Here is a 15,458-nt window from a genome sequence, read left to right as displayed (position 1 = left end):
CACCCTTCATACAGCTCGAGGTCATGCGCTGTTCGACAGAATCCGCTGGTGTCACGGGACATGTCACTGATCTCAGCTGTCACGGATGCGACATGTCCCAACGGCGACAGGGCAGGGCACGGCGCGTCACGGTGCCTGTTTCCCGCGCGCCGCGACACCGCGGAGCCGGGCCCTGATGTCTGTGGCGTCCGACGCCGAGCGTCAGGCGAGATGCCGGGCGAAGAACCTCAGTGTGCTGTCCCGTTCGAAGGCCGGGACCTCCCCGTGCCTGCCGACGTTGACGTGGAGCGTCTTCTCCGCCGAGGCCAACGCGTCGAACAGCGCCAGCCCTTGGGCCCGCGGCACCCGCTCGTCGTCCCACTGCACGAGGAACTCCACCGGCACGGTGACGCGCGCGGCGTGCTCAGCCGATGCCAACGCCCCGCCCAACCCCAGTACCGCGGCGCGGACTCGGGGTTCGGCGGCAACGAACGGAACGCCGAGTCCGCAGCCCAAGGAGACGCCCCAGTAGCCCACCGGACCGGGACCGACGTGCTCGAGCCGCTGGACCGCGTCCAGCACCGCCCGCCATTCCGGGACGGTCCGGCGGGCCACCAGTGCCTGGAAGCCGGCGACCAGCGGAGCCAGTTCCTCGCCGGCGGCGACGCGAGCCCGGTTCTCGGTCGCGATCCGGTCGTACTCGTCGTCCACCGGCCGGTCGCCGTGGCCTGGCACGTCGACCGCCACGGCCGAGAATCCACACTCGGCCACGATGCGGCACGCGAGGGCCAGGATGTCCGGGGCTTTCTTGTGCTGTCCGCCGCCGTGTCCCATCAGGACGAGCGGCCGCGTACCGGTGGCACCTTCCGGCGTCCAGAGCACGCCGGGAGTCCCGTCGAGGGTGAAGAGCTGTTCGCGGACGCCGTCGAACGACGTCGAGGAGGTGAAGTGCATGGTGTTTCAAGCCTTTCGGGGTGCCTTCTACGGGCAGTCCCTAGGCCATACGGGAGAGGGAGGCCCGATCTGTCGCAGCGTTGATCGGTCTCACCTCCCTGGCTCGTCGTGGCGCACGGCGGCGCCGAAGCTATCACGGAGCCCCTCACCCTCGTCAGGGCAACGACATCGTCAGGACGAACGTTGCCTGCTGGGGCACTCATCAACTCCCGGCCCGCAGGGCCTACCGAGCGCTACGGGTGGGAGCCGCGATGCCGCAGGGCGCTGACACCACTGCCCTCGGCGAAATGGTGAGAGGCATGAGCCTGTCGTAGGCGCCGCACATCGGCCGGTGCGGCCGCCTCGTCGTGTGCGGTGTCAGCCGACCCTGACATTGAAGGGGCTTCCGTTGCGGACGCCCAGGACGGCCCTCAGCGCCAGTGGGTCCGATGAACCGTCCACGACGAACGCGGCACTCCCGATGCCCAGGCGGGCGGATTTCTGTCCGCGGTAGCGGAAGTAGACGGCAATGTCGTGCGGTCCCGCGGTAACCGGGACTTCCGGGTCAACGCGCCCTATTTTCGTGGGGAGTTATGGAGCTACGGACTCGGCCACGGCGGCCGCGTACGGTCAGCCACTCAGCGCCTCCTCGGCGTCCGATCGTGTCGGCCAGTCGTCCAGCCGCTCCCGGGCCACCTCCGCACGGCTGTCGGCGCGCTCCCCGGGGAGGGAGACAGACGGCGTGACGGCAGGTGCCGGGGTGGCGGGTCGAGGGATCACAGCGCCCACGGCGAGCGCCCGGCGCCTGGCGCTCCGGTGCACGATCCGTCCGCCGGACTCGCCATCGGTTTCCCTGCTCTGGTGCTCGAAGAAGCGGAGCATCTCCACGGGGAACGGCATCACGAGGGTGCTGTTCTTCTCGGCGGAGACGTCCACCACGGTCTGCAGCAGGCGCAGTTGGAGTGCTCCGGGAGTGTCGGCCATGGTCGCGGCGGCGTCGGTCAGCCGCTGGGACGCCTGGAACTCGCCGTCTGCCGCGATGACCCGGGCACGGCGTTCACGCTCGGCCTCGGCCTGCTTGGACATCGAGCGCATCATCGACTCCGGAAGCGCGATGTCCTTGATCTCCACACGTTCGATGCGCAGTCCCCAGGGCTCCTCGGTAGGGGCGTCCATCACCTTCTTGAGTTCCGCGTTGATGTGGTCACGGTCGGAGAGCAGCGTGTCCAGGTCGGCCCTGCCGATGACCGAGCGGAGCGATGTCTGGGCTATCTGAGAGACGGCGGCGGGGTAGTCGCGTACGTTCACCAGGGCTTTGACGGGGTCGATGACCTTGAAGTAGACGACCGCGTCAACGGTGAGGGTCACGTTGTCGGCGGTGATGGACCCTTGCGGCGGGATACCGAGGACCTCGGTCTGTACGGACACCTTCCGCATCCGGTCGCCGATCGGCCGGATGACACGCAGGCCCGGCCCGCGGATGTCCGGCAGCAGCCGCCCGAACCGGAACACCACGCCCTTCTCGTACTGCTGGACGTTGCGCAGGCTCAGGGCGAGCAGGACGAGCCCGGCCGCGGCCGCCACCGCCAGCACGGTGATCAGAACACCCATGGTTCTCACATTCCTTACGTCGATGACGGCCCCGGATCCGAGCGGTCCGGAAGCCCACGGCACGGGGGGACCCCGGCCTGTCGTCTGCGGTGCGGCCGGGGTCACGGGCTGCTGTTGAAGGCTCTGCCACGTCGGCCCTGTACGGCCGTCACGATCACGGTGTGCGCGGGACCGGGATCCGCACGTCCATCGGATCGCGGGCTTCGTCGTCGTGGTCCTCGTCGGAGTCCCAGGCCGCCTGAACGGTCCGGTCGGTCTCCGACACCGTGCGCAGGCGCGCCGCCTCCACCATCAGCCGCCCCACGTGCGAGGTGCGCAGGCACTTTCTCCCGGCGGCCATCAGCCAGAGCGCCGAGACCGGCGGCGGCTGCACCCGCTCGACGACGGGAACCATGCCCGGGGCAGTGAGCCAGTACGGGTGGTTCGCCCGGTCCCCGGTGATCCGGCCCCATGGCAGATCGGGCAACGCCGTCGGCGAGGAACCGAGCAAAGCGGAAGGCGCCCCGAAGGACGGAGACGAGGGCCTGCGTCCAGGAATCGGCGTGAGGGAAACGATCGCAGTCATGACGCGAACCCGGCTCCGAGCCGACCGCAATCGGCCCGGTGTAGCCAATCGCCGAAAGTGACAAGGACATGGAAGTCAGTGCGCGAAAGACCCTCGGTGACTCCAGGTTACTCCGTCGACAGCCCGAACGGGCCGAGCGTCCGGGCAGCACGGCTTCCGCGGACGGGTACACGAACCCCGGCGGTGGGTGCGCCCCGAACGCGTCCGCCGGCCATGGACGCCAACACCCGCTGGTACGGCCGGAGACACGCCGAGGGCGCGCCGTGGCCGGGTGGGCCGGTGGCGCGCCGTCGGGTGGTGGTCTATCGGTGTGCGGGTGCTGCGGTCAGGGGTGGGGCGGGGTCAGTGGTGGCCGCCGCCGTGGCCGCCGCCGCGGTGGCCGCCCCAGGTGACCGTGTCGACGAGGCGACGGTGGTCGTTGCGCAGGGTCGCACTGTCGGCACGCCTGTCCCACACCGAGTTGCGACGGTCCTGGAACAGGTCGCGGAAGGTGTCGCGGCCGATACCGGTGTGGACCCGCACGGTCGCCCGGCCGCCCAGACGGTAGTGGTGGAACGTGTACGTACGCCCGTCACGGTCCGACAGCGTCCACCGGTCCAGATTCACCGTCTGACGCGTGGTGTTGGTGATGGCCACCCACTCGTCGTTCAGGTTCGAACGGTGGTGACGGTCCGGAGAGTCGTAGTGCACATTACTGATCTGCACCGCCGCCCGGTGCCGCGGAGCATGGTCGGCCGCGGACGCCGGCAACGCCGACGCCCCCGCCACCGCGGCCACGGTCACCGCGGCAGCGGCAAGACGACGGACAGTCACAGATGCGGACATGAAGTCCCCCTACATGGTGCTGGCACCCCCACCCCACACGGCCCACAGAACGGGCCGCACAGGAAGGACAGTGTGTGCGAGTAGTACAGCCGGCCCTTACCGGCCGACACCCACACCATGCCCCCACCACCACCCGATGTGGGCGATACACGGAGGTGCGTTACGGATCATCCATATCGCCGTAACACTCACATGTACCGTCCATTCACCCCATGAACGCACCAAGTTGACGCCCCACCAGACCCCACACCCCTTACCCACACCCGCCCCCACCCCCAACCCGCCACACCCCGCCACCCCACCCCCAACCAAGCCATCACCCGAAAGTGGATCACGATCCATGGAGGTGCGGACCGGCCTCGGAACACCTCACCGGTGCCCGTCCCGTGATGATCCGCCGGCTCCTGGACAAGGGCACGCCGAAGCGGGGTTCCGCTCAGACGGTGCGTAACGGGCCACTCGCTCAGCGGCCCAGCGCGTTGCGCAGCTGCTGCTTGTTCATCGTGGAGCGCCCCTCGACGCCCTTCTTCCTGGCCTCTTCGTAGAGCTGATCCCTGGTGGGCCCCTGAGCACCGCTGTGGGAACGCTCTCCGCCACGCTGAGGTGCGGACTTCTTGTCGCGCAGGGAGACCTTGCCGGGCGTCTGCGCCTCGCCCGCCCTGGCTCGCTCCTTGTTGACCGTCCGCGCGGCGATCTCCTTCGCCCGGCCGGTGGAGACACCGCGTTTCTCGGCGCCCTCCTTGATGTGCTCGTACTGACGCTCACGCTTGGGACTGGAACCTGCCGGCATGGCACTTCTCCTTACTGTCCGATGACGCAACCGGCCGAGCGCGCCGACCACCCGCCCGATCGCGTACGGCGTCTTCCCGCGGCTGCGGCGAGCATGCGACGGGCGACCGCCCCCACCACTTCAGCCGAAGCCCGCTCCGCGCGCGACCCGGGAACCCGGCCGAGCACGGTTGCGACGGACGGACGGTCAATGCGTACGGTCAGGACGATGCCCGCGTGCGGAACCGCGTCAGAGGACGTCGGTGTCGTCGTCCGGGATGCGGTGGACGGCGGCCTCCTCGGCCGAGGCCGCGCCGCCGTCGATACCCACGTCCTCGGCGAACATGTCCTTGTCGGCGTCCTCGTGGGCGCCCCCGTCCCGTGCCACGAGTCGGCCCGCGCGGTCCTGCCCCACCTCGTCGTCCAGCGGCTCGCCCTCACCGCCCGGGAGGTCACCGAGACCGTCGTCGGTCTCCAGTTCCTCCAGAGCCGGGTCCGCCACCTCCTCCGCCAGCCGCTGGTCCAGGCTCTCGCCCTCCCGCTGCTCCCGTGCGGTGGTGCCCTGGTGCTCCACTCCGAGCGGGTGCTCGGGCGGCGACCACCCCTCGTCGTACGGGTCCGACCCGCGGTCGTAGAGCGTGTCCTCCGGGTCGAGGATGCCCTCGTCCTCGCGCCCCTCGGGGCCCTCGGGCTGATAGACCTCGTCGCCCATGACTTCCTCGTTGTCCTGACTGTCCATGGCGTGTGACCTCCGGGGCGGATGCGTGCCTTGCGGCCCGCGTATCCAGGCTGCTGCACACCACACCTTCCGGCACGCCGGATTCGCGTCGCGGCGAAAGCGTTCACGCCCGGGACGACACGGGCTCCCGTCGGCGGCTGTCGGGCTCGGAGGTTCGCCGGGCAGGACTCGGCCCACTCGGCTCAGCCGAAGCCGTCGGGTTGCAAGGTGGGACCACGTCCTCGCCGGCTTTCCTGGCCGCCTTCATGAGAGATACCCATCTCATTATCGCCCGTTCGCACGCACGGCAATACCGCATCCATTCACGGCGGGTCCGACGACAGATCCAAGAAGCGGAACCCGCTCATGAAAAGGCGAATGAGCCGCGGTTTCCCCCCATGGCGATGGCGCTCGGGGTCAGCCGTCGGCCGGTCGCTGGCAGGCCGGGCACAGGACGAGGCAGCCGTCCGGATCCGGGGTGACTACGGTCCCCCAGCCACGGCATTCCTCGCAGTCCCGGGCCCGGGCGACGTCCAGGCGCGGGTCGGCGGTACAGGGGTCGGGGTGGGCTGCTTGGGCCATGAGGTGCTGCTCCTCGGCATGGGGGCGACGACAGAACCACATCGTCGTTGCCGATGTATACCCGTGTCGCGCCTGTCGCGGATGCGCCGCGGAGGCATTTCCTCGGTCGCGCATCGAGCGCGGGACGCTTCCCCGCGCACGCGAACAGCACTGATCCCGGCAGAAGGACTCACCTCCCTCTCACACCTCGCCCCATATCCGGCCGCCAAACCTGGAAAGTTTCCACAGGGAAAACTTCGGATCCGCCGCGTCCCGAGGTCGCGGCGCATTCGATGTGTAGCATCCGGGGCACAGGGCACCCGGCGTTCCGAGAAAACGTCACCGAATTCGATGGCGCCTGTACAACCCCGCATTTTCTGACGGCGGGGAAGCGAAAAATATCGAAGAAGGAGCCGTTTTATGAGCGACAACATCTGGGGCTACCGTCCGGCCACCGGCCACGCCGCGGGCACCGACCTGATCGGCTACAAGGTCGAGGCCACCGACGGCAGCATCGGCAAGGTCGACAAGCACTCCGACGACGTCCACTCCTCCTACCTCGTCGTCGACACCGGCGTATGGATCTTCGGCAAGCACGTCCTGCTGCCCGCCGGCACCGTGACCACGATCGACCAGGCCGAACAGAAGATCTACGTCGCCCTCACCAAGGACCAGATCAAGGACTCCCCCGAGTTCGACAAGGACAAGCACATCGGCGACGCCGGCTACCACGAGCAGGTCGGCACCTACTACCAGGGCGGGCACCGCGCCTGACCGCACCGCATCACCCCACGAGCGGGGGCCGGCCGGAGACTCTCCGGCCGGCCCCACTTCTCGTCCGACGGCGCGGTGGCACAGGGCCGGTGTCCCCGGATCGCTGTCGCGCGGCATTCACCGCGCCCCCGGCCGAGACCGGCACGTGTGCGGACAGGGTGACCGGGAAGCCGGTCGTAAATTACACAAGACGAGAGGCGCTGCCGCGATGCTCGAACCTCACCCCAAGGTCGTGCGGACCCTCCTCGCACGCTACGCGGAGGCGCGTTTCGCTCATGCGCACGCCGAGGACGCGCGCACGGCACGGGTCCTCGCCGACGTCGCCTACACGCTGTGTGTGACGACAGGGACGGCAACCGTCGAGGATGCCATCACCGCCGCGGACGTCCTCCTCGAACGATCCCGCAGCGGCCACGCCGCCCCGGACGACAACGGTGCCGCGGGCGGCAGGGCGCGGGCGGACCTCGCGGCGTAGGTCCAGGACGCGGCACGGCGTTGTTCCCCCGGACGCCTGATTCCTTCCTCCGAGCCCCTCCGCCGGGCCGGGCCCGTACGGGCCTGTTCGGCGGTCGGCGCCGGGCATGCCGACGGGGCCGGCGGAAGGTGCTTCTCCGCAGGCCCCGGGGCTGTGCAAGGGGAACGTCGGTCGGCAGGACGGGCTTTCGGCTCAGTGCGCGGCGCGCCCGCCGGGGTCCGTCCCCGGCAGCGGGTTCGCGTCGCCGTGCCCGCGCGGGGCACGGAGGCCGGAAGTGCCTGTCTAGAAGTAGTGCTTGCGGCCGCCGACCGAGCGACCGCTCGCCCCCAGGATCCACAGGACCGCGCCGACCACGACGAGCACACCGCCCACGGTCGTCAGCAGTGACACACCGACCAGCAGGCCGATGACGAGCAGGATGGCGCCAAGGACAATCATGTCGATTCCGATCTTCAAGTCTCTTCGGTGCGTGCGGGCCCTTGTCTCGCCGGGCTCACAGCACCCTCTTCCCGCCCGCTGCGTAACCCGGGACAGGTGAAATCCGGCAGGACGCCCGTTCGGCGGCCACTGGATCCCTGTCGTGCACCGTCCGTGTGCCCCGCTCCAGGCTGCCCATGCCGCGCAGGTCGTCGATGGGCGGACGTGAGGTGTTCGCGGTACCTCACGTGCTCGGTGAGGTGGCGGTCCGGCGTCGCGGTGAAGGTCCCGTCGGGCTCCGCTCCGCGGGAAGACGTACCCGAGGCCTGTGCACGGGCCCGGCAGCACTCCCCCGTCGGTGGGCAGACCGTTCGGGTGCAGTCGAGGCCACGGTGGGATCGCGGCGGGCTGCCGGGTAGTCGTTGTGCATGAGCACTCACGTCCCCGGCACCACCACCCGTTCCTGGACGCCCTCGGCCCTGGACACCGCGTCGGCATGGTGGCTGACGGCCCTGGACCGTATCGAACGGTCGGGGGCGGCGGATCCGGCGATCCGGCTTCTCCAGCGGGGAATCCGCTCGCTCCCGCTGGGCGAGGCGCGCGATCTGCTGCGCGGCAGGCCGCTGGGCCATCCCGTGCATCCCGTTCTGGTCCAGGTCCCGATCGGCTGCTGGCTGTCGGCCGCCGTACTGGACATCGCGCCGGCAGGGCACCGTGCGCCCACCACCCTCATGGCCGTCGGACTGGCCGGGGCCGCCCCGGCGGCCGTCGCCGGCTGGGCCGACTGGGCGGACCTGCCTCCCGAGCAGACCCGGGTCGGACTGGTCCACGCCGTCTCGAACGTGGCCGCGGTGGCCTGCTACACCGCGTCCCTGACGGCGCGACTGCGCGGTCACTCGGCGAAGGGCCGGCTGTGGTCGTTGGGCGGGCTGACGGCGGTCGCCGTGAGCGGTGCGCTCGGCGGCCACGTGGCCTATCGGCAGGCCGTCGGAACGCATCCCGCTCACTGAGCCGCTGCCCGCGTCCCGAACTCCGCGCGCCGGGCGGATGGCCTTCACGGCTCTTCCCGGCCCGGATCCGGCCCCCTCGGCCGGCTCTCCGGATCGGTTTCGAATCGACGGGTATGCATTTCCCCATGGCGGGTACGCGAACGTTCGTCGGCTTCCATCGGCCGGCGGCACGGGGGCTGGATCACGTGGGAGGGGCCTGGCATGACAGTGACCGAGACGACCGAGGCACGGCTGACGGTGCTGCCGGAGATCGCCGACCCGTCGCGGGTCGCCCCCAAGGACGCCCGGCAGTTGTCCAGGCTGTTCTTCGACCAACTCGGCGTCCTGGAAGAGGGCACGCCCGCGTACCAGTACGCGCGCAACACGCTCATCGAGATGAACGTCTCCCTCGTCCGCTTCGCGGCAGCGCGCTTCCGCAGCCGCAGCCAGGACGAGATGGAGGACATCGTCCAGGTCGGCACGATCGGACTGATCAAGGCCATCGACCGGTTCGAGCTCACCCGCGAGGTCGAGTTCACCTCCTTCGCCGTCCCGTACATCGTCGGTGAGATCAAGCGCTTCTTCCGCGACACCTCTTGGGCGGTCCACGTTCCCCGCCGTCTGCAGGAAGCCCGTATCCAGCTCGCCAAGGCCACCGAAGAACTGAGCAGCCGGCTGGGCCGCACCCCCACGGTCAAGGAACTCTCCCAGCTCATGTGCCTCAGCGAGGACGAGGTGAACGAGGCTCGCCTCGCCTCGAACGGTTACGCCTCCTCCTCCCTCGACGCCGCCATCAACTCCGGCGAGGACGGCGAGACCGCGCTGGCGGACTTCATCGGCGCCGACGACAGCGCCCTCGAACTCGTCGAGGACTTCAACGCCCTGGCCCCCTTGATCGCCGAACTGGACGACCGTGAACGGCGCATCATCCACATGCGGTTCGTCGACGAACTGACCCAGGCCCAGATCGGCGAGCACCTCGGCGTCTCCCAGATGCACGTCTCCCGCCTGCTCACCCGCACCCTCACCAAACTCCGCGCGGGCATGCTCACCACTCGCTGACCCCCCTCGCCCGTACACGCAGGCCAGTGGCTGTGCGCGACGGATCGGCCACTCCGCAGGACGACCGCTTCGCAGGTGTCGGTCACGGTGGCCGGGCGTAGCCTGAAGTCATGAGCGAGGCCCTGAACGCGCCGCTCATCGCGTTCCGCACGTGACGTGCGACGGGTTGTGATGTGTGTGTGCCAGGAGCGTGCCGTCCGCGGCGCGACCGCGGCGTCCGGCCTCCGATGGTTCGTGTCCCAGCCATGGCGAGGGGAATGAGATGAGCACCACGCATTCGGTCCGGACGCCGGCGACACCGGGCGTCCTGCAGGACCCGATGAGCAATCACGGGGTCGCGTTCAGCGCCTCCGAGCGGGACGAGTACGGGCTGACCGGTCGACTGCCCTCCACGGTGCTGACGTTGGGCCAGCAGGCGCAGCGCACTTACCGTCAACTGCAGCGCCAGCGCGATGACTTGGCCAAGTACGTGTACCTGGAGCAGTTGCACGACCGCAACGAGACCCTGTACTACCGGGTGCTCGCCGACCATCTCGCCGAACTGCTCCCGGTCGTCTACGACCCGACCGTCGGCGATGCCATCGAGCAGTACTCCGAGGAGTTCCGCAGCCCGCGGGGGATCTTCTTGTCGATCGACGCGCCGGACGACATCGAGGCGGCTTTCGGCACCCTGGGGCTCAGGTCCGAGGACGTCGAACTGCTGGTGTGCACCGATGCCGAGGAGATCCTGGGCATCGGCGACTGGGGCGTGGGCGGCATCGAGATCGCGATCGGCAAGCTCGCCATCTACACGGCGGCCGCGGGGATCGACCCGCGCCGGGTGATCCCGGTGTCGCTGGACGTCGGAACCGACAACGAGGCCCTGCTCAACGACCCGCTGTACCTGGGCAACCGGCACTCGCGGGTCCGCGGCGCCGCGTACGACGCGTTCATCAAGAAGTACCTGGAGACCGCGTCCGCGCTGTTCCCGAACGCGCTGCTGCACTTCGAGGACTTCGGACCGGAGAACGCCCGCCGGATCCTGGAGACCTACGGTCACCAATACCGCATCTTCAACGACGACTTGCAGGGGACCGGGGCGATCACCCTGGCCTCCGTGCTGTCCGCGGTGAAGGTGACGGGCGTGCCGATGCGGAGCCAGAAGCTCGTGGTGTTCGGCGCCGGGACCGCGGGCGTGGGGATCGCCGACCAGATCCACGCGGCGATGGTGCGCGACGGCGCCACTCCGGAGGAGGCCACCTCCCGGATCTGGCTGGTGGACCAGCAAGGGCTGTTGACCAGCGACATGACCGACCTCCGCGACTTCCAGAAGCCGTATGCCCGCAGGCCCGAGGATGTCGACGGGTGGGGCGGCGGCCGGGCGGTCTCGCTGCTGGAGACGGTCGGCCACGCGGCTCCGACGATCCTGCTGGGGACGTCGACGGCGCACGGCGCGTTCACCGAGGCGGTCGTCAAGGCCATGGCGCGGGGGGTCGAGCGGCCGATCATCCTGCCGATCTCCAACCCCACCTCGAAGATCGAGGCCGAGCCGCAGGACGTGATCGCGTGGACGGACGGCAAGGCGCTGGTCGCGACCGGGCTGCCGTTCGGGCCGATGGAGTACGAGGGTGTGAACTACCACTTCGGCCAGGCCAACAACGCGCTCGTGTACCCCGGGCTGGGGCTTGGCACCATCGTCTCCGGCGCGCACACGGTGACTCCGGCCATGCTGATCGCGGCCGCCGAGGCGGTCGCCGGCCAGGTGGACGTCAGCGCGCCGGGCGCTTCACTGCTGCCCGAGGTCGAGAACCTGCGGGCCTCCACCGCCACGACCGCGGTCGCCGTCGTGCGTGCCGCACAGGCGGAAGGCGTCGCCACGGCGAAGATCGACAACGTGGTGCAGGCGGTTCAGGACGCCATGTGGCAGCCCACATACTCCGACGGCGGCGCGGCGTGACCGGCGGGGACGGGGAGCCCGCGCCGACGATCCTGGATCTGCCGATCGGTCTGTCGGCGACGGGGACGCGGCACGAGACCGACTCCATGGGCGCCGTCGACGTGCCCGCCGACCGGTACTGGGGTGCGCAGACCCAGCGGTCACTGATCCATTTCTCGATCGGTGACGACCGCATGCCCAAGTCGGTCTACCACGCCTACGGTTACGTCAAGAAGGCCGCCGCGATCGTCAACGGACGCGCCGGCCGGTTGCCGGGCTGGATGGCAGACCTGATCGAGCGGGTCAGCGACGAGGTGATCGGCGGGGCGCTCGACGAGAACTTCCCGCTGTATGTCTGGCAGACCGGCTCGGGAACGCAGTCCAACATGAACACCAACGAGGTGATCAGCAACCGTGCCGTCCAGCTGACCGGCGGCCGGCTGGGCAGCAAGACCCCGGTGCACCCCAACGACCATGTGAACATGGGGCAGTCGTCCAACGACACCTTCCCCACCGCGATGCACATCGCCGCCGTCAAGGAGGTCCACGAGCACCTGCTGCCCGCCGTTCAGGCGCTGCAACGCTCCATCGAGGCCAAGGCCGAGCGGTGGCGGAACGTGGTGAAGATCGGCCGTACCCACCTGGAGGACGCGGTCCCGCTGACCGTCGGGCAGGAATGGTCCGGCTACGCCCACCAGTTGAAGCAGGCCATGTCCGTGGCGACCGCGTCCACCCAGGGTCTGTTCGAACTCGCCGCCGGCGGTACGGCGGTGGGCACCGGGCTGAACGCTCCGGAGGGCTTCGCCGACGAGATCGCCCACGAGATCGCGGAGGCGACCGGATACCCGTTCGTCACCGCCGCGAACAAGTTCGCCGCGCAGGGCGGCCTGGACGCCATGGTCACCGCGTCGGCGGGGCTGCGGGCCCTGGCGGTGCCACTGATGAAGATCGCGAACGACATCCGGTGGCTGGCATCCGGGCCACGCTGCGGGCTGGGCGAGCTGATTCTTCCTGCCAACGAGCCCGGTAGCTCGATCATGCCCGGCAAGGTCAACCCGACCCAGTGCGAGGCCATGGTGATGGTCTGCATCCAGGTCCTGTCGGAGGATTCCGCGATCGCCTTCGCCGGTTCCCAGGGGAACTTCGAGCTCAACGCGATGCGCCCGGTGATCATCAACAATTTCCTGCACGCGGCCACGATCCTCGCCGACGCCTGTCAGAAGCTGCGCGAGTACTGCGTCGAGGGCGCCGAACTGCGGGATGAGCAGGTCGCCGACTACGTCGACCGTTCCCTGATGCTGGTGACCGCTCTGTCGCCGGAGATCGGCTACGACAAGGCCTCCGCGATCGCCCACAAGGCCGACGACGAGGGCACTACCCTGCGCGAAGCCGCCGTGGCCAGTGGATATGTCAGCGCGGCCGAATTCGACCGCATCGTCGATCCGGCGGCCATGGTGGGACCGTCCGGGCACCGTTGACCACGCGCCCGCGTCGGTCGCGGGTGCGTGTTCCCGGGGCCCGATTCGGTCGCCACGGAGCGCGCCGCTCCCCCACGGTCGCCCCCCCACGGCCGGTCACCCCCGGCGTACCCGCCCAGGCCGGCCGCTAGCGGACGAGAGCCTCGGACACGGCCCACAGCCGCTGCGCGTTCGCCCGGTCCAGGGCGTAGGACGCCACGCCGGCGACGGCGTCGGCTCGTTCGGTGACCGTCCCGGACGGTGCGCAGTCCTCGAAGTAGCGGCCGGTGACGCCCTCCACCGTGGGTGAGGCGGCCAGCAGCACCGAGGTCGCGGCGCCCTGCTCGACGGTCTTCCCGGGGGGCAGCGCCAGCCCGGTGGCGTCGATGAACCCGGCCAGCTGTCCGGGGTCCATGTGCCGGGCCAGCGAGGTGTCCGCGATGTTCCCCGGCATCAAGGCATTGGCCGTGATGCCGTCATCGGCCCACCGCTCGGCGGCACCGACGGCGAACAGCACGTTGGCCGTCTTCGACTGCCCGTACGACGTCCACGGGTCGTAGGGACGGAAACGGTAGTCCAGATCGTCGAAGACCACCGGCGAGAAGAGGTGACCGATCGAGGCGACCGACACGATCCGGGCGCCCTCCGCCGCCGCGAGCGCCGGACGCAGTCCGACGGTCAGCGCGAAGTGACCCAGGTGATTGACACCGAACTGCGTCTCCCGGCCGTCCGGGGTGCGCGTGAGTTCCGGAAGGGCCATCACCCCGGCGTTGTTGACGAGAATGTGCAACGGTCCCGACCAGTCGGCCACGAACGCCGTGACCGTCGACCGGTCGGCCAGATCGAGCCGCTTCACGTTCAACTTGCCTGATCCTGCGGGTAGTTGGGCCTCCAGGCGGGCCACCACCCGGGCGCCCGCGTCGGTGCTCCGCACGGCCAGGGTGACATCGGCGCCGGCGGTGGCCAGTGCCCGGGCGGTCTCCACGCCGATTCCTGAGCCGGCTCCGGTCACCACGGCTCGACGGCCGTGCAGGTCGACGCCGTCGATGATCTCGGAGGCGGTGGTGTTCGCCCCGAACGGGTGGGACGTCTGGGATACGGACATGCGGTGGGTCTCCTGACTTGGGTGCGCCGGGTGTCCGAACATGCGGATCAGGTGCCGACAGGGGTCGGCTTCTCCGGTGCGGGGGTGGGGGGTGGTGGTGCGCCCGGTGTGGCGGGGTCGTCGTCCGGCAGTCGGTGCCTGGCCGACGGGAGTCCACTCGTAGGCGCTGCGGGCCCACCTGCGCGGAGCAGATCCCGCCCGCGGGGTACGGGCGTCCGGATGTCGACGGCTCACTACCGCGAGCCCGCGAGGAGTCAGCCGTTGAGCGTCCCCATGTACTCGGGTGCGTAGCGTTCGCCGGTGACCGCGCCGTGCGGGGCGACCGCCTCGATCGCGGCGATGTCGCCGGCGGTGAGGGTGACCTCGGCCGCGGCGACGTTCTCCTCCAGGTAGCGGCGGCGCTTGGTGCCGGGGATGGCGACCGCCCCCTGGTGCTGGACCCAGGCGAGCGCCAGCTGGGAGGGGGTGACGTCCTTGGCGGAGGCGATGCGGCGGACCTCGCGGACGACGTCCAGGTTGCGGTCGAAGTTCTCGCCCTGGAACCGGGGGTCGGTCCGGCGCCAGTCGTCCTCGGCGAAATCGTCCGCGCTGGTGATGACGCCGGACAGGAAACCGCGGCCCAGCGGGGAGTATGCGACCAGGCCGATCCCCAGCTCCTGAAGGGCGTCGAGCACACCGTTGTGCTCGATCTCGCGCTCGAAGAGCGAATACTCCGTCTGCACCGCGGTCAGCGGGTGCACGGCGTGCGCGCGCCGGATCGTCCGCGCGGACGCCTCGCACACGCCGATGTGACGGACCTTGCCCTCGGCCACCAGCTCGGCCAGCGCGCCGACGGTCTCCTCGATCGGCACCTGGGGGTCGATCCGGTGCAGGTAGTACAGGTCGACGTGGTCGGTCTCCAGGTGCCGCAGTGAACGCTCCAAGGCCCGGCGCACGTACTCGGGCCGTCCGTTCAGCCCCACCATCCGACCGTCATCGGTGATCTCCATGCCGGTCTTGGTGGCGAGCACGGCGGCTTCCCTGCGCCCGGCCAGCGCCTTGCCCAGGAGCTGTTCGTTGACGAACGGGCCGTAGCTCTCCGCGGTGTCGAGCAGCGTGACGCCCCACTCCAGCGCACGATCGATGGTGGCCAGCGACTCGGTCTCGTCGGTGGCGCCGTAGAAGACGCTCATGCCCATGCAGCCGAGGCCCTGAGCGCTGACGGTCAGGCCCTGACGGCCAAGTGTGCGGGTCTCCATAAAGCCTTCCTCCAGTTTGAAACTAACCAGTTAGAGACAAACTAGCCGACCTGTTCGACGAGTGTC

General features: G+C 69.7%; 16 protein-coding genes. 6 read left to right on the top strand and 10 right to left on the bottom strand.

The annotated features are described in order from the left end of the window. Window positions 1-201: 201 nt before the first annotated feature. The 7 genes from HEP85_RS34300 to HEP85_RS34270 form a co-directional block, all read right to left on the bottom strand. Window positions 202-933: an alpha/beta hydrolase gene (locus HEP85_RS34300; protein ID WP_168531406.1), complete on the bottom strand. Its 732-nt coding sequence runs from the start codon at window positions 931-933 to the stop codon at window positions 202-204. 609 nt (window positions 934-1,542) lie between these two features. Next, window positions 1,543-2,523, bottom strand: a complete 981-nt coding sequence (locus tag HEP85_RS34295) for an SPFH domain-containing protein (RefSeq protein ID WP_211118110.1) — start codon at window positions 2,521-2,523, stop codon at window positions 1,543-1,545. 154 nt (window positions 2,524-2,677) lie between these two features. After that, entirely contained in the window at window positions 2,678-3,088 is a 411-nt protein-coding gene (locus tag HEP85_RS34290; protein WP_168524960.1) for a hypothetical protein, read from the bottom strand. Window positions 3,089-3,430: 342 nt separating this feature from the next. Next, entirely contained in the window at window positions 3,431-3,913 is a 483-nt protein-coding gene (locus HEP85_RS34285) for a lamin tail domain-containing protein (protein ID WP_168531405.1), read from the bottom strand. A gap of 463 nt (window positions 3,914-4,376) precedes the next feature. Beyond that, entirely contained in the window at window positions 4,377-4,703 is a 327-nt protein-coding gene (locus HEP85_RS34280) for a plasmid stabilization protein (protein ID WP_168531404.1), read from the bottom strand. 228 nt (window positions 4,704-4,931) lie between these two features. Beyond that, window positions 4,932-5,420 (bottom strand): DUF5709 domain-containing protein, encoded by a 489-nt coding sequence (locus HEP85_RS34275; RefSeq protein ID WP_168531403.1) that lies wholly within the window; start codon window positions 5,418-5,420, stop codon window positions 4,932-4,934. 396 nt (window positions 5,421-5,816) lie between these two features. Further along, window positions 5,817-5,981: a hypothetical protein gene (locus tag HEP85_RS34270; RefSeq protein WP_168531402.1), complete on the bottom strand. Its 165-nt coding sequence runs from the start codon at window positions 5,979-5,981 to the stop codon at window positions 5,817-5,819. A 399-nt stretch (window positions 5,982-6,380) separates the two neighbouring features. Here HEP85_RS34270 and HEP85_RS34265 point away from each other — a divergent pair, with 399 nt between their 5' ends. Together HEP85_RS34265 and HEP85_RS34260 are read left to right on the top strand one after the other, a co-directional pair. Continuing rightward, entirely contained in the window at window positions 6,381-6,734 is a 354-nt protein-coding gene (locus HEP85_RS34265; RefSeq protein WP_168531401.1) for a PRC-barrel domain-containing protein, read from the top strand. A gap of 208 nt (window positions 6,735-6,942) precedes the next feature. Then, window positions 6,943-7,209, top strand: coding sequence for a DUF5133 domain-containing protein (locus tag HEP85_RS34260; RefSeq protein WP_168531400.1), 267 nt, complete (start codon window positions 6,943-6,945; stop codon window positions 7,207-7,209). A gap of 282 nt (window positions 7,210-7,491) precedes the next feature. On the opposite strand, the gene HEP85_RS34255 is transcribed toward HEP85_RS34260, so the two are convergent. Then, window positions 7,492-7,647 (bottom strand): DUF6131 family protein, encoded by a 156-nt coding sequence (locus tag HEP85_RS34255; protein WP_248002543.1) that lies wholly within the window; start codon window positions 7,645-7,647, stop codon window positions 7,492-7,494. A 407-nt stretch (window positions 7,648-8,054) separates the two neighbouring features. Here HEP85_RS34255 and HEP85_RS34250 point away from each other — a divergent pair, with 407 nt between their 5' ends. The 4 genes from HEP85_RS34250 (at window position 8,055) to fumC (ending at window position 13,070) form a co-directional block, all read left to right on the top strand. Continuing rightward, window positions 8,055-8,636 carry a DUF2231 domain-containing protein gene (locus HEP85_RS34250; RefSeq protein ID WP_168531399.1) on the top strand — a complete coding sequence of 194 codons (582 nt, stop codon included), beginning with the start codon at window positions 8,055-8,057 and terminating at the stop codon, window positions 8,634-8,636. Window positions 8,637-8,837: 201 nt separating this feature from the next. Further along, on the top strand, window positions 8,838-9,677 hold the full coding sequence (locus HEP85_RS34245) for an RNA polymerase sigma factor SigF (protein ID WP_168531398.1): 840 nt from the start codon (window positions 8,838-8,840) through the stop codon (window positions 9,675-9,677). A 262-nt stretch (window positions 9,678-9,939) separates the two neighbouring features. Continuing rightward, window positions 9,940-11,613, top strand: a complete 1,674-nt coding sequence (locus HEP85_RS34240) for an NAD-dependent malic enzyme (RefSeq protein ID WP_168531397.1) — start codon at window positions 9,940-9,942, stop codon at window positions 11,611-11,613. Beyond that, the gene (gene fumC, locus HEP85_RS34235; RefSeq protein WP_248002184.1) at window positions 11,577-13,070 is read left to right on the top strand and encodes a class II fumarate hydratase; all 1,494 of its coding nucleotides are present in this window, start codon (window positions 11,577-11,579) and stop codon (window positions 13,068-13,070) included. The genes HEP85_RS34240 and fumC overlap by 37 nt, the downstream gene beginning before the upstream one ends. 127 nt (window positions 13,071-13,197) lie before the next feature. Here the strand turns inward: fumC and HEP85_RS34230 are convergent, their stop codons facing one another. Next, a complete protein-coding gene (locus HEP85_RS34230; RefSeq protein WP_168531396.1) occupies window positions 13,198-14,154 on the bottom strand; it encodes an SDR family NAD(P)-dependent oxidoreductase in 957 nt (318 codons plus the stop codon). A 254-nt stretch (window positions 14,155-14,408) separates the two neighbouring features. Further along, window positions 14,409-15,392, bottom strand: a complete 984-nt coding sequence (locus HEP85_RS34225; protein ID WP_168531395.1) for an aldo/keto reductase — start codon at window positions 15,390-15,392, stop codon at window positions 14,409-14,411. Between the last annotated feature and the right edge of the window lie 66 nt (window positions 15,393-15,458).

This window comes from Streptomyces sp. RPA4-2, assembly GCF_012273515.2.
GTDB classification, from domain to species: Bacteria; Actinomycetota; Actinomycetes; order Streptomycetales; family Streptomycetaceae; genus Streptomyces; species Streptomyces kaempferi.
Note: the sequence above shows the minus strand (reverse complement) of the source record. Positions and strands in the feature narration are given on the sequence as shown.

Coding starts and splice junctions, on each gene's coding strand:
- HEP85_RS34300 (WP_168531406.1), bottom strand. CDS start 933: ATGCACTTCACCTCCTCGACGTCGTTCGACGGCGTCCGCGAACAGCTC.
- HEP85_RS34295 (WP_211118110.1), bottom strand. CDS start 2,523: ATGGGTGTTCTGATCACCGTGCTGGCGGTGGCGGCCGCGGCCGGGCTC.
- HEP85_RS34290 (WP_168524960.1), bottom strand. CDS start 3,088: ATGACTGCGATCGTTTCCCTCACGCCGATTCCTGGACGCAGGCCCTCG.
- HEP85_RS34285 (WP_168531405.1), bottom strand. CDS start 3,913: ATGTCCGCATCTGTGACTGTCCGTCGTCTTGCCGCTGCCGCGGTGACC.
- HEP85_RS34280 (WP_168531404.1), bottom strand. CDS start 4,703: ATGCCGGCAGGTTCCAGTCCCAAGCGTGAGCGTCAGTACGAGCACATC.
- HEP85_RS34275 (WP_168531403.1), bottom strand. CDS start 5,420: ATGGACAGTCAGGACAACGAGGAAGTCATGGGCGACGAGGTCTATCAG.
- HEP85_RS34270 (WP_168531402.1), bottom strand. CDS start 5,981: ATGGCCCAAGCAGCCCACCCCGACCCCTGTACCGCCGACCCGCGCCTG.
- HEP85_RS34265 (WP_168531401.1), top strand. CDS start 6,381: ATGAGCGACAACATCTGGGGCTACCGTCCGGCCACCGGCCACGCCGCG.
- HEP85_RS34260 (WP_168531400.1), top strand. CDS start 6,943: ATGCTCGAACCTCACCCCAAGGTCGTGCGGACCCTCCTCGCACGCTAC.
- HEP85_RS34255 (WP_248002543.1), bottom strand. CDS start 7,647: ATGATTGTCCTTGGCGCCATCCTGCTCGTCATCGGCCTGCTGGTCGGT.
- HEP85_RS34250 (WP_168531399.1), top strand. CDS start 8,055: ATGAGCACTCACGTCCCCGGCACCACCACCCGTTCCTGGACGCCCTCG.
- HEP85_RS34245 (WP_168531398.1), top strand. CDS start 8,838: ATGACAGTGACCGAGACGACCGAGGCACGGCTGACGGTGCTGCCGGAG.
- HEP85_RS34240 (WP_168531397.1), top strand. CDS start 9,940: ATGAGCACCACGCATTCGGTCCGGACGCCGGCGACACCGGGCGTCCTG.
- HEP85_RS34230 (WP_168531396.1), bottom strand. CDS start 14,154: ATGTCCGTATCCCAGACGTCCCACCCGTTCGGGGCGAACACCACCGCC.
- HEP85_RS34225 (WP_168531395.1), bottom strand. CDS start 15,392: ATGGAGACCCGCACACTTGGCCGTCAGGGCCTGACCGTCAGCGCTCAG.